This is a genomic window from Natronomonas salina, from assembly GCF_013391105.1.
GTDB lineage: Archaea > Halobacteriota > Halobacteria > Halobacteriales > Haloarculaceae > Natronomonas > Natronomonas salina.
Map to the genome: position 1 here is coordinate 1,283,961 of NZ_CP058335.1, position 13,187 is coordinate 1,297,147.

The window sequence follows — 13,187 nt, forward strand, 5'->3', positions numbered from 1 at the left end:
CCGAGAGATATCTTCGATACCCCCTTGGAAAAGTGGTGAACTACCCCACCCTGCGTGGCCTGACGGCCTCGCTGAGGACGGGGCTTCCTGTTTCTACGACGCGCTTTGCAGGAACCGAATCGGTCCCCACAGGGAGTGCAGTCTCCGCAGGCACTGAATCGGGGTGAACCACCCCTACTTGATCGAGACCGCGTGAAAGGATGTTGTACGCCGCATTGAGATCGCGGTCCGCTTCGAACCCACACGAGGGACACGAGTGTTCGCGCACCCACAGTGGCTTGTCGGTCGAAACGCCGCACTCGGAACACTCTTTGGTCGTTCCGCGTGGATCGACGGCGACGAAGTGCGTCCCTTCTCGCTCACACTTGTATTCGAGCAGCCGCAGGAACGTCCCCCAGGCCGCTCCGGCGCGATTGCGGCTGTTCGACGGCAGTTCCATCAACCCCTTCACGTCAAGGTCTTCGACCGCTACGAGATCGTATTCCCGCGCGTAGTAGTTCGAGAGCTTGTGCAGGAAATCCCGCCGTTTTCGCGTCAGGTCGGCGTGGCGTCGGGCGACGACGCGCTGTTGCTTGCGGTAGTTGTTCGACCCGTGGTCCTTCCGTGAGAGGTTGCGTTGGGCGCGCTCCAACCGTTCGCGTTCGTCCGAGAGGTCGGGACCGTCGACGGCGGTTCCGTCGCTGTCGTGAGCATACGTCAGGATTCCTACGTCGATCCCGACGCATTTCTCGGGGTTCTCGGGCTTCGTGGGCGCGTCGTTTTCGGTTTCGATTCCGAGGATGGCGAACCACTCGCCGGTCGGCTCCTGCTTCACGACAACTTCCTTGATCGATGCGTCGTCGGGGACCTCGCGGTGGTAGACCAGTGGGATATCGCCGATCTTGGAAAGAGAGAGTACAGGCCGACCGCTCGTGTTGTTGAGCTCGAAGCCGGTCTGACTGTACGTGATCGAACGGTATTCCTGCGGGGATTTCCACTTGAGTTCGCCGACGCGGTAGCCGTTGGCCTTCCGGCCTTTGAGCGTCGAGAGGTTGTCGTACAAGCGTTGTACGACTTTTTGAAGGACCTTCGAGTGAACGTCCTGCAGGTCTGGCCACTCGCCTTTGAGGTCCGGAAGGATAGACTGTTCTGAGTAGGCGGAGGTGTCGTCTACTCGGTTGAGTCGGTGCAGGAAGTGGTTGTAGACCTGTCGGCAGGTATCGACAGTCCACGCTAACCGCTCGTGGAGTTCGTCGGTCGGTTTGAGCCGATACCTGTAGTTGTAGCGCATTTATGATGGGTTACTCGTCGTCGGCTGGATCGGTGACGCGGACGACCTTGACGGTGGCACCTCGCCACCGCTTCGGGACGAGGACGTGGGCACCGTTGCCGGTGGGTTTGACCTCGGATTCGTGGACTTCGTGGCCTTCGATCTCGTACCGATCCATAACCAATGTTTATACGAGGTAGAAACATAAAGCCACCGATTGATTGCACTGCGGGACGGCAGTATCGCATTGATGAAAAGCGATGACAGCGCTGTATCCCCTTCCTACTCGCTCCCTTCGGTCGCTCGTTGAGGAAGGGGCCTTAGCGCCTGCGGTTAGGTAAATACCGCCCCGCCATGGTTTTGGTGACATCCTCCCCGCCGTAAACGGCGAGGCTTCCCACGCCCACCAAAAGGGCGGTTCGTTGGTCTCTTCGGGTTCCCGGCCCGACAAGCCGGAGGGGGTGCCACGCCCCCGTTACTCCTATCCCGCATGGGACTCGGAGATACCTTGTTGTTTGCTGTCGGTCCGCGCGTCCACGGGCTTACGTTTTGATAGGGCAAACACCGAGTCAACTGCCAGTTTGTGGACCGTCGAGACACGACGAGAATCCGTCGCGGCGACAACAGAATAGACGTGCGGGAAGCACTCAAACCTGCCGATTCGACCGTTTGGTTCCCTAAGACGACGCTGTATCCCCGCCCTAAAAGGCGAGGTTTTAGCGCCTGCAACCACAGATAACCCGTATGACCGGTTTGATGTCGAGAGTATCTCACAGCCGAATTCTGGAGAGGTTGGTGAAGATACGGACGACCATACGCAAGGTTGGGCTCTCTGGGCTTTGTAAGGAGGTATGGCTTACACTTGTCATTCGAGGACCGCTCTATCCATTGTTTAGTTTCGTATTCGATCGGGTAACACACGAGAAGATCGCTCAAGCACCCTGTGTCGGATATTGGCCACGATTGGAACACCCGCAGACATTCAATGAAAAGATCTCGAACAGGAAATTCTTCTCCGATTCGGAACTATACACCACTGTCTCTGACAAACATGCTGTCAGAGGATTTGTGAGGGGCAAAGACTGCGAAGAGACCCTAAATAGCCTCTATTTTGTTACTGATGATCCTCGTGAGATACCATTCGAATCACTGCCCCAGGAATTCGTCGTGAAGGCTACGCACGGCTCTGGCCAGGTCCATATAGTGGATGAGAAGAGAAAGGAAGATTACGACGAGATCCGGTCCAAGTGTGAAGAGTGGTTATCGCAGGATTTCGGAACCAGAAATGCGGAATACTGGTATACGAACATTGAGCCGAAAATCATCGTCGAAGAACGAATGCAAGTAGAGGGTCGGGAAGTCCCGCTCGATTACAAAGTATTTGTTTTCGATGGGAATGCCGAGTATATCCAAGTGAATATCGACCGATTCTCCGACTTATCAGAACGGTTCTACGACACCGACTGGTCCCCGATGGAGTTTACCCACGCATACGAGAAGGGGCCGCTGGTAGATGAGCCAGATAATCTGGATGAATTACTCGAAGTCGCAGAGAGAATCGGTGACGAATTCGACTTCGCTCGCGTCGATCTCTACGATACCGCTGATGGGATCAGATTTGGCGAGATAACATTAGCCCCAGGGTCTGGATATCTCTGGTTTCGGCCCAAGGAATGGGATTTTACACTGGGTTCACTCTGGTGACTTCTCCCGGGGAATATCTGCCACGCTACGACGGTAGTAGGATTCTTAACTCCAGACGTGGCTACTCAGTACCATGACTAGGAATATCGTTCTGATTGTGTTAGATACTGTTCGCAAAGATTACTTTGACAGATATGCGTCAAGAATACCAAAGGCCTCCGGCACATCGTTTTCGAACTGCAGGGCAGCCAGCTCCTGGAGTGTGCCCAGCCACGCATCCATATTCACTGGATTGCTCCCCCATCAGCACGACATCCACTCGGAGAGTTTCGACGCGGATTTCGATTTTGGAGAGAGGTTACATAATCCTTCGATTTTTGAGAACCTCCAAGAGTACACCACGTTTGGCATAAGTTCGAATCTATATATCAATGAGGAATTTGGGTTTGATTCTCTCTTCGACGAATTCACCGATCACTCTATTGGAACGCATTACACTGCTGCCCCCTTCCCCGAAGTTTCAACCGATCTCACGTCGGATGCCGACTCCTGGTTCGCAAAACAGGTTCACGGGTTTCGAAAGGCGCTACAAAGCGAGAATCCGTTCAAGAGTCTCTGTAACGGTGTCTGGTATACCTTCGGCGATACAATCGAGCGGTTACCGCTTCCTCGAGTCGGCGACAATGGAGCAAAGGCGAATGCGAATGGGATAAGAGAGTTTGCTGAACGGACTGATGGGCCGTTCTTCGTGTTCGCGAATTTTATGGATGCACACAATCCCCTTCAGAATTCCCTGGTATACGAGCAGAGCCTCCATTCAGCCTCGAATTCCTGGTCCTCTAACGAGAAGGATAAGTGGGAGTTGTTGATTGAAGGTTCGGAATCAGAACAGTATAGAAACAATTATCGGGATTTGTATGGGGCGTCCATAGAGTATCTCGACAGAGTAGTAGATGAACTGGTAGATGACCTGGATTCAGCAACGGCGAACGAGACGACGGTGCTGATCACTGCGGACCACGGGCATAATCTAGGCTATGAGCACGAGGATGGATACTATCATCATACTGCAAGCCTGTCCGAAGGGATTCTACACGTCCCCCTAGAGGTCATCAATCCGCCCGAATCTTGGCCGGATGAAGTGCCAGAGTACGTTTCGCAGATCCAGTTACCGTCTCTGATTGCGGCTATCAAAGAGGAAACCTGGGACGATGCGCTCATACCAGAAACGCCAGTGGTAGCAGAGAATATAGGCTTGCTAGGCGAAACGAGCGAGATAGATTACGACGGTGAACGAGATGTTGATCGTGATTTCTGGAACCGCATGATCCGGTGTGGGTACGTAGATGAGTCGAAATATGAGTGGGACTCGGAAGGTGGCCGCTACAAATACAGACTGGACCAACAAAAACCGTGTTGGCAAGAGCTGGTCGAATCAGATTGTGAGATTCCCGCTGATCTCCGAGAACGGTTCGATGAGAGTCTAGAAGCCTATAAATCGCAGTGGGAGAAATCGAATCAAAACCTTTCCTTCGATGAGGGTGTTGCAGACAATCTAAAAGATCTCGGGTACTTGTAAACCCGGTTCGAATGGTGGTTGTCGAACTGAGTCTCCGTTCCAAGGTCGCCAGAGCCCGATACGCGAATTACGTCATCCTTCGAAACTGCCGGCACGTACTGAGAGATACCAAAACTGATACCGCCGCCGTGACTGAAACCTAGCAGATGGCAACCAAACGTGTCCTGATCACGGGCGGGGCGGGCTTCATCGGCGGGCATATCGCCGAAGGGCTCGCCGCGGGGGGTCACGACGTCACGGTCCTCGACAACTTCGAACCGTATTACGACCTCGGAATCAAGGAACACAACGTCGACGCCGCCAAGCAGGCCGCCGAGGAGAACGGCGGCACCTACGAACTAGTCAAAGCGTCCATTACGGACGCTGAGAAAGTCGCCGACCTCGTCGCCGACGTCGACGCCCTCTACCACCAGGCCGCCCAGGCCGGCGTCCGTAAGAGCGTCGAGGAGCCCGCCAAAGTCAACAGCTACAACGTCGACGGCACGATCAACGTCCTCGAGGCAGCCCGCAAACACGACATCGAGCGGGCCGTCATCGCCTCCTCGTCGTCGGTGTACGGCAAACCAGAGTACCTGCCGTACGATGAGGAGCATCCGACGACACCGGTCTCGCCGTACGGCGTCTCCAAGCTCGCCACAGAGCAGTACGCCCGCGTCTACAACGAGATCTACGGCCTGCCGACCGTCGCCCTCCGCTATTTCACGGTCTACGGCCCGCGGATGCGTCCGAACATGGCGTTCACGAACTTCGTCTCGCGGTGCCTCCACGGCGAACCGCCAGTCATCTACGGTGACGGCTCGCAGACGCGTGATTTCACCTACAAGGACGACATCGTCCGCGTCAACGAACAGCTGTTAGAAGACGACAGCGCCGATGGTGAGATCATGAACATCGGCAGCACGGACAATATCGACATCCTCACACTCGCCGAGATCATCCGCGACGAGATCGACTCGAGCCTCGAAATCGAGTTCGACGAGGCCCGAACGGGCGACGCCGAACACACCCACGCCGACATCTCGAAGGCGAACGAACTACTCGGCTACGAACCGACCATCGACATCCGCGAAGGGACACGGACGTTCATCGACTGGTACCGAGACAACGAGGCGTGGTACGACCCGCTCGTCCGGAACTCCTGAGCAAACTGGCCGTTCCCTCCCGCTCGATTCCGTCGCACTGTTACAGAATGGCACAAGCATTATCGGGTCAAACAATCTGGCTGTACTCGTCAACGTCTGGAAGGCTGCTGCTCAAACTGAAACGGGTCGCTTCTCGTCGCTCGCCTCCGACTGCCAGGACACCAGTTTGAAGAGCACGGCAGAGAGGTCGTATGGGCGTTGACATCCCCTCACCCCTGAGGTGGTGGGCTTCCGCTCGTTAACTGTCATGTCTTACTCGCTTGGTGACGTCGAAAACATCGTCTGCATACCTCCGAAAACGAGGAATCCGAAGACGAGGACTGCAAGCACACTACTGCTGCTCCAGTTGAACAAGCGATAGGCCTCGAACTGCTGATGGGCAGTGAAGCCGACCCCGAGTGCAAGCGCTGCCACACTGGCACCGCCCTCAGCCTCACGCCCTTCTCGCAGTCCAGCTAACAGACTCGACGCCATCAGCATTGCGTACGCGGCGCCGCCGAGCAGGCCAGCGCGAATCGCGACCGTGAGATAAGAGTTATGTGGACTCCATTCTGCGCCCCCTTGATACGGGGCGATGTATGCGCCAGGGTCCACAAACCCTGCTCCAAGGAGCGACGGTTGCTCCAGAATCGCGGCGACTGCTGGATACCAGCGATCTGCACGGGTCGGGATGTCTTCGGGCAGCCAGAGAAACCCGGTATGGACGGCGGCGATCCCACTCACCAGATAGACGAACCCGCCCACGACGGCGATCGGTACCGCGCTACGACCGAACACCATGTACGCGACGTAGACGCCGAGTGCCATCGGTGTAATCACCCAGAGCGCGCGACCATACGACAGCGCCAGTCCAGCAGCGTTGACGCCCAACAACAGCACAGGAACGAATAGCGTCCAGCGCGGGCGTTCCCGCACGACCGTCTGATGAAACTCAGCGACCGCACAAACCAATCCAGCGAACACGACCACTGCGAAGGCGTTCCGATTGACGAAAAGGGATCGAGTCGCCCGGACCTCGACGTCGAGAACCGGTATCGTGTACGCCCCGTGGAACGTGAACGACATCCCGAATAGCGTGTACTCACCGATGACGTAGATCGGCAGCGCCAGTATCACCAAGCCGGCCGAGAAGCGATTGACCGCCCAGAGGAACTGCTCGCGAGAGAGGTACTGTGGCAACGCCACGATCCCGACCGCCATGATTGTCCCGTACCAGAAGGGCTGGCGGGCCTGGCTACTCGTGATCGAGATGGAGAGAGCGTGATAGAAGAAGATCCCAGCGACGGTAGCGATACAGCCGATCACCAGCCACTGCAGGGACGAGTACCGGCGCGGATCGTTCGCCAGTACGCAGAATCCGATCAGTACCAGGAAGACAACCAATGAGGAGGTCGCGCGGTCGAAGACGAGGCCATATCCTGCTGTCGCGCTTTGCGACAGGATGAGGAACAGCACGAAGAGCAACAGGACCTGGACGCTGTAACGGTATGGATCGAGGTCGGATTCGAAATCGGTCCAATCGGTCAGGAGGATGTGGCCAACGACGAGAGCACTCGTCAGGAGCATCATCCCGGATGCGACCTGACGAGGGCCGATCCACTCGGGACCACCAGGAGCCGCGCCGAGAACAGCCACCCCCAGCACTGCCATCAGGCCGAGCCCCCCGAGCCGCTCGAAAACCACCGGAAGTCTGTACCCCCAAGCCGGTGATTCGACTTCAGTATGGGCCATTCACTCTGGTAATTGAGGGGCAATCCGTAGTTATCTGGTTCCTACTGTCGGATCGAGCCAGGAGTAAATGTAAATGTCGCAACAACTGGAGGCAATTGCTGAAGGCGAGAAGTCTCCAGGACTGAAGGGGTGTACTTCCGCTCGCTACGTGTCATGCGCCAAGACCGTCTTCGGCAAGCGAGATGGCAAACTCGGAGAGTCGATACTGATACGCGGGGTTCCGAAAGATGACCCGGCCATAGTCATCTCCCGTATTGACGGCTCTACCGCACGCGAACTCGTCGCCGTGACCACGCACAAGATGCACTCGTCCGTGATCTCATCGAGCGGCTGTATGACGAGGGCATCGCGACAGTGTATGTGTGCGATCTCAGAGAGGTGTTGTCGGCGCACTGGTCGGCAGTGGTCAACGAGAAGACCCACCAGTTCTGGGCGTATCAGTCGTTCATCGATCGGCTCGCTACCACCGCCGAAGAGTACGGCATCACCGTTGAGGTGCGGTCGGAAGCGTACACGACCATGAAGTGTCCAGCGTGTGGCGAGCGAGATCGGACAGCACGGAGCGGCGACGTGTTTCGGTGCCCATGTGGCTATGAAGGCCATGCGGATCTCGGAGCGTCTCGGACGTTCCTTGCACAGCAGGCTGGCGAAGCACAGGCAGTCAGGTCGATGGCACGGCCCGTGCGCCTCCAGTGGGACAATCACGAATGGCGTTCCACTACAGACGCCCCACCCATACGGTGGCCAAAGCCCAACGAGGAGCGCACAAACCAGAGTACCCCCGAGGGGAAACTTGCCTCCGTGGGAACAGCGTAGCCACCATCCCCACCGGAGGAATCCCACCCCTTCAGGGGTGGGAGGATGTCAACGACGCTCGATTCGACGTCCGGTGGTTCACCAATGGAGACGTCTCTATCCACTATGTCGAATCTGGAGCCGATGGGCCCAGCTGGGAGTGTCGGTGGGACCGGCACCCGAACGACCACAACGCCCGCCTGCACTTCCATCGCCCACCGGACGGAAGCGAGGTCGAGGATCTCTCCCTGCCCTCGCTGCATCCCCTCGAGATTTACGCGACGGTCCTCGCGGCGATCACAACGCGGCTCGAATCCCACTGGTCGGGAGCGTGAGTACAACCGCGATACGGGGCACGACGAGATTACAGGATCGGATAGGGACGCGACAGCCGGCATACCCATCCCAAGTAGGAATCCGCCATCGCCTCCAGTCTCGGCGGGTCAGTCACGTATCGGCCAGCAGCCGACAGTCAAGGTTCGAAATCGCGGTCGCGGACCTCACTCGAAGAGGTCTCGAAGCCCGACGTCGTCGTCCGCGTGCTCCCGATCCCACTGGATAAGTATCCCCAGAAATATCCCGACGAACAGTACGAGCCCGGGGAACGGGTCGAACCCGGAAGAGAGCCCGACCCAGAGGATGACCGCGAGCATGAGCAACCCGACCCATCGAGAGGGCGCATCGGCGAACGACATCACTACCAGGATGGTCGCCAACGGAGATAAAGCGCGCGCTGCCCCGGCGATAAGAAAATGACGCACAGCTTAAATCGGATGCCCGGCCCAGGCGTGGGCTACAGCGATGGCGACCTAGGAATACCAGATACGCTCTGGTCGATCAGAGTCCGCGGTTTCTCGGACACTCGGATCAGGACGATTTCTCGAGGCGCTGTAGCAATTGGGCAACGTATGGGCTGTTGTCCCAACTCCGGTGGGGGCTGATTGCGCGAATGAGCGTTCTCGCTTCCGCAGCGGTCATATGTCCGTTCCGGGCGTAATCACAGATGAGCCGCGGCGTCGGCACGATGCGCGGCCCCTGGAGCACTGCGTGGATGAGCGGGAAGTTCGTCCCGCCGAACTCGTCGGTGAGGAAGCGTCGACGTCGAGGGCATTCGCGAGGACGATCCCGTCGGTTTCGCCGTCGTCGAGGCCGAACGTCGGCCGCGAGTCCGGGGTCTCCGCACGTTCGTAGGGGTCCTCGATGGCGTAGTAGTCGCGAGCTGCAAGGACGTTCGTCGCTGCGGCGCCATGGATATCCTGATACTGGGTGAGGTCCCGAAGTTCTGTGACTCCCTCCGGTGGGACGAATACGTCACACGAGGAGAGCAGATACTGAAGGGGATCGGGGGCAGTTTTCGTATCGGACGCTGCATCGGCGCGGGCTACGGCCAGACTGACCAAGGCGCTTGTGTCGGCGACAACCGTCCGCAGTCGGAGACCGCTCATCGCCCGTCGGCATCACCGGTGTCGACGCTCGTCGCGCCATCGCCGTAGATATCGGTGTCGTCAGGGGCGGGGAGATCCAGCGGCTCGTCTCCGAGATCAGCTTTGAGGAGGCGAAGCCGCTGGGCGGTCTCAGCGCCGACCAACTGCTTGACCGTCTCGAACTCGAGCTGGTCGTCATAGTACTTCGTCGCGACGAGTTCCTGGAACGTCTCGCTGTCAGCAGTCTCCTCGATATACTCGCGGATGGCTTCGACGAGAAGATCCGTCCGATCCTTGTCAAAAAGCTCCGCGATTGCATCGAGCCGGTCGACGAGATACTCTGGCGATTGGAAGTGAACCCGTCGTGGGTCGTCGCTTGCACCCATCCTATGTGCAAGTTGTGCACATGGAATGAAAACGGTTTCGCTGACTACGCAGAGCGACCATCATCCAGGCAGTCTCGACGCACGATCCAGAAGACGGGGGGACGGGGTAGCCTATGTCGAGACCAAGTGGCTATAGAGGATTCCGGACCCGGTCTGTGGCTGCGCGCGCAGCGGACGCGAGGCGCGACCGGTGCGTGGTCGACCAACGGGAGACCACGAGTAGCGAGCGGGGAGTGAAACGACCCGCGAGCAGGGAGCGTCTCGGCCAGTCGAACGGCGAGCACAGCGAGCCGTGAGCGCCGTGAGCGAGCACGGAGCGGAGGGTGGGGCGGCGGGCGCGGAGTGGTGGCCCCCGAAAAAGGGGAGGAGTCCCTCAGTCGGCCTGGGCCAGCCCCGTCACCGCAGGCAGACTGCCCGGAATGGTCGGGCGCGAGGGAGGCGAGGCGCGAACGGAGGTCCCGCGAGCGGAAGCCAGCGGGAGCAGTGGAAGACGAACGAAGTGAGTTTTCCTGAGTGAGCGCCTCGATGTGAACGACGAACACAGCGAGCCGTGAGCAAACGGAGGCCGACAGCGGCGAGCGCAGCGGGCTGTCTACATAGAAAAGCGTGTTTGGGCCACTCCGATAGCAACACGACGACGTGCGCTTACTCGTCGGTCAATCGTTTCGACTTGGCACCCGTCATGGGAGTTCCTCGGTTACATCGATGAGGTCCTCATCGGTCCGCCACCGATACAGTCGATCCTCTTGGTCGAAGAGTTCGAAGACACCGTCCTGCATCCAGCCGAACGGATGCTCCTTCTCCTCGTCCTCGTACTCTCGCTTGAGGACGTGACTTTTTGAGAAATACTCTGTCGTGCCGACGAGCAGCCCCTGTTCGACGAGGAAGTCGCTTGGTTCCTTCTCGGCGACGCCGACGAGGAATGTTACGATATCTGCGATCAGGCAGAACTTCTGGATGCTGTTGTCCCATTCCCCACGGATGTCGACCATTCGGAATGCGTAGGCGTCCTGTCGGCGGTTCAGGCGGTCGACCACGAGGTTCAGCCGTCGGATTGGGTCTCGGTCGTAGTTTCCGAGCACGAAGTACGAGCGGTCGTTTTCGTAGACAGGCGTCAATTCACTTAGTGCGTGGAGAATCTCCTCGTTGTCCGCCAGCGATATCTCTTCCTTGTCGAGTTGCTCCCCACCATTCGTTAGCACCTCCACAATCACCTGGTAGTTTACCTTGGCGTAATTTACCTGGGAGTAAACTACTCATTGCCAAGGCGTGTATCCGGTCATATGAGCACCGAACTGGGGACCGCTGAAGGAACAGATACACGTGAACTCGTTCACTTCGTCACACAACAGACGCGGTTTACGCTCGTCAACAACATCCTCCAGCACCCCGAACAGCTCCCGTCGATGTACGAACTCGAGGCGCTCAACCCCAGCGTGAGCGACGCTACCGTCTACAAGCACATCCAGAAGCTGATCGACGCCGGCATCGTCGAGGAGGTCGCACTCGACGACGATCGACGCCGACAGGGGTATCCCTGGAAGTTCTACGGCCTCACCGAGGCGGGCCGAGCCTTCCTGGAAGAGCACAATCTGCTCGCCGCCGAGGAGACCCTCCAGCGAATCTACGAGACCATCTCAGACAAACCCGAGAAGATGATCAAATACGAGGACGCACCTCGCCCGACCGACGCGTGACGTCCGCCAGAGCAGTCAAACCAGGACTGATACCAGGACGACCAGGGCGATTGCCACCAGGACGCTGGTCAACGTGCCGACGAGGAAGTACTCGGCGAACGCGCGTTGCTTCAGCTCCTCGAACCGAGCGATCGACTCCACAGCGACGACAATGGCGATCGCCTCCCACAGGCCAGCGACCCCGAGGAGGAGGATAATCCACCGTTCAAGAGTCCCGATGAGGTACCCCACCGCCAGATCATCCGCCGCGGAGTCGGGGGCCTGCTTCGGCAGGACGCCACGCACGATGGTGTTCCCGCCTTCGTGAGCGAAGACGAACGCGGAGACGTACACCGCTCCGGTGGTCAGCTCGGTCCAAGGCAGTCGGCCCACGTCACCGAGGGCAGCGACCACTGGTGCGGCTGTCCAGGTCGAGGGGGCCAGCAGGAACCAGCCCCCGAGGAGGACGAGGAGGTGGGCCAGCTGATCACCGAGAAAGAGGTGCGGCGCGGTCGACGCCGCTCGATGTCGTACGCGAGCGGAGACGGCGTCGATGAGGAGGTGGAAGCCGCCGACGAACGCCACGAGCAGCGCCGTCCGGGGAGTCAATAGTGGAAGGAATGCGACGAGATGGACGAGAGTTACGATCCCGGCGTGGGTGAGGAGGGGACCGACTCGGTGCTTGTTCGTGGCTATCTCGTCTGTCTGAACGACGAAATCGCCGAGGACATGGCCCAAGAGGAGCAACGCGAGGGCGGTTCCCGCAGGGCCGAGCGCGGTCAACCAGCCGCTCATGGGACGTCAGCTCCGGCCAGGCGATCCTGTAACAGCGTTGCGAGCGAACGTTCGGCAGTACGTACCTCCTGGACGTGGCCGGCACTGAGTGATTCACTGACGGTCGATTTCGAGACGCCGAAGCGCTCTGCGACGCGGTTCTGGGCCCCCTCCTCTTTCAGGGCTACCGCGAACTGGACCTGGCGTTCCGTCCATCCCTCCCGGACGCACTGTACCAGGTCAAACATCGAGTTGACGTGGCCATCGAGGCCGTTCGACCACCCGCCGACGCGTAGCCAGGCCCCGTTCTCTCGAGCCGAATGGATCGCGTCCCGAGCCTGGTGGAAGCAGGGGCCATCCATGCCGATCGCTTGATTCGGATTCACCTCGGTGTCCAGGTCACCGCGGCCGAGCCCGAAGCGGAGTCGGACAGGGTGGAACTGATCGCTCACCGAAACTGCTGCTTCGACGGCAGCCGACGCATCGGTGAGGAGCCCCTGGAACTCGTCGCCGGTCGTCACGGTGAACCGTGAGGCGATCACGTCGTCCGGAAGATGCTCGTTGAGCGAGTCGACGACCCTCTTGAACTCCTGTTGAACGTCCTGTCGATCGTCTAGCTCCCGGGAGCCACGAATATCACCGATCAGGGCGACGAATGCAGAGTTGGCACCGTTATCAGTCATGAGTTCGCCTCAAATCCCGAATCTGGGACGAGTTCGGTATTATCCCCTAAGCGACATCAATATTTCGGTGGGCAGATATGTTCGTCCATATAACCGAATAGTCA

13 protein-coding genes and 2 pseudogenes are annotated in these 13,187 nt (G+C 58.6%); 6 read left to right on the forward strand and 9 right to left on the reverse strand.

The genetic code is table 11. The features are described 5' to 3' along the window. Window positions 1-40 precede the first annotated feature (40 nt). On the reverse strand, window positions 41-1,270 hold the full coding sequence (locus HWV07_RS06940) for an RNA-guided endonuclease InsQ/TnpB family protein (protein ID WP_178333603.1): 1,230 nt from the start codon (window positions 1,268-1,270) through the stop codon (window positions 41-43). Between the two features lie 10 nt (window positions 1,271-1,280). Then, window positions 1,281-1,427 (reverse strand): DUF2080 family transposase-associated protein, encoded by a 147-nt coding sequence (locus HWV07_RS06945; RefSeq protein ID WP_178333604.1) that lies wholly within the window; start codon window positions 1,425-1,427, stop codon window positions 1,281-1,283. A gap of 566 nt (window positions 1,428-1,993) precedes the next feature. On the opposite strand from HWV07_RS06945, the gene HWV07_RS06950 reads away from it, so the two are divergent. From HWV07_RS06950 to HWV07_RS06960, 3 genes are all read left to right on the forward strand, one after another. Beyond that, the gene (locus HWV07_RS06950) at window positions 1,994-2,953 is read left to right on the forward strand and encodes an ATP-grasp fold amidoligase family protein (protein WP_178333605.1); all 960 of its coding nucleotides are present in this window, start codon (window positions 1,994-1,996) and stop codon (window positions 2,951-2,953) included. A gap of 73 nt (window positions 2,954-3,026) precedes the next feature. After that, a complete protein-coding gene (locus tag HWV07_RS06955) occupies window positions 3,027-4,472 on the forward strand; it encodes a sulfatase-like hydrolase/transferase (RefSeq protein WP_178333606.1) in 1,446 nt (481 codons plus the stop codon). Window positions 4,473-4,618: 146 nt separating this feature from the next. Next, window positions 4,619-5,614 carry an SDR family NAD(P)-dependent oxidoreductase gene (locus tag HWV07_RS06960; protein ID WP_178333607.1) on the forward strand — a complete coding sequence of 332 codons (996 nt, stop codon included), beginning with the start codon at window positions 4,619-4,621 and terminating at the stop codon, window positions 5,612-5,614. Between the two features lie 252 nt (window positions 5,615-5,866). Here HWV07_RS06960 and HWV07_RS06965 read toward each other — a convergent pair whose 3' ends face one another. Then, on the reverse strand, window positions 5,867-7,264 hold the full coding sequence (locus HWV07_RS06965; RefSeq protein WP_178333608.1) for an O-antigen ligase family protein: 1,398 nt from the start codon (window positions 7,262-7,264) through the stop codon (window positions 5,867-5,869). Between the two features lie 339 nt (window positions 7,265-7,603). Between HWV07_RS06965 and HWV07_RS20020 the strand changes: the two are divergent. Both HWV07_RS20020 and HWV07_RS20185 read left to right on the forward strand, forming a co-directional pair. Beyond that, window positions 7,604-8,161 (forward strand): annotated as a pseudogene (locus HWV07_RS20020) (zinc ribbon domain-containing protein); the annotation flags it as partial. Next, complete coding sequence (locus HWV07_RS20185; protein ID WP_484549447.1) at window positions 8,053-8,475, forward strand: toxin-antitoxin system TumE family protein; 423 nt, start codon at window positions 8,053-8,055, stop codon at window positions 8,473-8,475. The pseudogene HWV07_RS20020 and the gene HWV07_RS20185, both read left to right, overlap by 109 nt. A gap of 165 nt (window positions 8,476-8,640) precedes the next feature. On the opposite strand, the gene HWV07_RS06975 is transcribed toward HWV07_RS20185, so the two are convergent. From HWV07_RS06975 to HWV07_RS06990, 4 genes and pseudogenes are all read right to left on the reverse strand, one after another. After that, window positions 8,641-8,835 (reverse strand): hypothetical protein, encoded by a 195-nt coding sequence (locus HWV07_RS06975; RefSeq protein ID WP_178333609.1) that lies wholly within the window; start codon window positions 8,833-8,835, stop codon window positions 8,641-8,643. Window positions 8,836-9,007: 172 nt separating this feature from the next. Beyond that, a pseudogene (locus tag HWV07_RS06980) lies at window positions 9,008-9,585 on the reverse strand (hypothetical protein). Next, window positions 9,582-9,950, reverse strand: a complete 369-nt coding sequence (locus tag HWV07_RS06985) for a ribbon-helix-helix domain-containing protein (RefSeq protein ID WP_178333610.1) — start codon at window positions 9,948-9,950, stop codon at window positions 9,582-9,584. Before HWV07_RS06985 ends, HWV07_RS06980 begins: the two are co-directional and overlap by 4 nt. A 680-nt stretch (window positions 9,951-10,630) precedes the next feature. After that, the gene (locus HWV07_RS06990) at window positions 10,631-11,158 is read right to left on the reverse strand and encodes a DUF8170 family protein (protein ID WP_246279849.1); all 528 of its coding nucleotides are present in this window, start codon (window positions 11,156-11,158) and stop codon (window positions 10,631-10,633) included. Between the two features lie 75 nt (window positions 11,159-11,233). Between HWV07_RS06990 and HWV07_RS06995 the strand changes: the two genes are divergently transcribed. Beyond that, on the forward strand, window positions 11,234-11,647 hold the full coding sequence (locus HWV07_RS06995; RefSeq protein WP_178333612.1) for a helix-turn-helix domain-containing protein: 414 nt from the start codon (window positions 11,234-11,236) through the stop codon (window positions 11,645-11,647). 15 nt (window positions 11,648-11,662) lie between these two features. Here the strand turns inward: HWV07_RS06995 and HWV07_RS07000 are convergent, their stop codons facing one another. Together HWV07_RS07000 and HWV07_RS07005 are read right to left on the reverse strand one after the other, a co-directional pair. Continuing rightward, on the reverse strand, window positions 11,663-12,421 hold the full coding sequence (locus HWV07_RS07000; protein WP_178333613.1) for a DUF3307 domain-containing protein: 759 nt from the start codon (window positions 12,419-12,421) through the stop codon (window positions 11,663-11,665). Continuing rightward, complete coding sequence (locus HWV07_RS07005; RefSeq protein WP_178333614.1) at window positions 12,418-13,083, reverse strand: SatD family protein; 666 nt, start codon at window positions 13,081-13,083, stop codon at window positions 12,418-12,420. The genes HWV07_RS07000 and HWV07_RS07005 overlap by 4 nt, the downstream gene beginning before the upstream one ends. Window positions 13,084-13,187 lie beyond the last annotated feature (104 nt).

What these genes read in the sequence shown, in the direction of transcription:
- HWV07_RS06945 (WP_178333604.1), bottom strand. Translation starts at nt 1,427, where the DNA reads ATGGATCGGTACGAGATCGAAGGCCACGAAGTCCACGAATCCGAGGTC.
- HWV07_RS06985 (WP_178333610.1), bottom strand. Translation starts at nt 9,950, where the DNA reads ATGGGTGCAAGCGACGACCCACGACGGGTTCACTTCCAATCGCCAGAG.
- HWV07_RS07005 (WP_178333614.1), bottom strand. Translation starts at nt 13,083, where the DNA reads ATGACTGATAACGGTGCCAACTCTGCATTCGTCGCCCTGATCGGTGAT.
- HWV07_RS20185 (WP_484549447.1), top strand. Translation starts at nt 8,053, where the DNA reads ATGGCGTTCCACTACAGACGCCCCACCCATACGGTGGCCAAAGCCCAA.
- HWV07_RS06940 (WP_178333603.1), bottom strand. Translation starts at nt 1,270, where the DNA reads ATGCGCTACAACTACAGGTATCGGCTCAAACCGACCGACGAACTCCAC.
- HWV07_RS07000 (WP_178333613.1), bottom strand. Translation starts at nt 12,421, where the DNA reads ATGAGCGGCTGGTTGACCGCGCTCGGCCCTGCGGGAACCGCCCTCGCG.
- HWV07_RS06950 (WP_178333605.1), top strand. Translation starts at nt 1,994, where the DNA reads ATGACCGGTTTGATGTCGAGAGTATCTCACAGCCGAATTCTGGAGAGG.
- HWV07_RS06975 (WP_178333609.1), bottom strand. Translation starts at nt 8,835, where the DNA reads ATGTCGTTCGCCGATGCGCCCTCTCGATGGGTCGGGTTGCTCATGCTC.
- HWV07_RS06955 (WP_178333606.1), top strand. Translation starts at nt 3,027, where the DNA reads ATGACTAGGAATATCGTTCTGATTGTGTTAGATACTGTTCGCAAAGAT.
- HWV07_RS06995 (WP_178333612.1), top strand. Translation starts at nt 11,234, where the DNA reads ATGAGCACCGAACTGGGGACCGCTGAAGGAACAGATACACGTGAACTC.
- HWV07_RS06965 (WP_178333608.1), bottom strand. Translation starts at nt 7,264, where the DNA reads ATGGCAGTGCTGGGGGTGGCTGTTCTCGGCGCGGCTCCTGGTGGTCCC.
- HWV07_RS06960 (WP_178333607.1), top strand. Translation starts at nt 4,619, where the DNA reads ATGGCAACCAAACGTGTCCTGATCACGGGCGGGGCGGGCTTCATCGGC.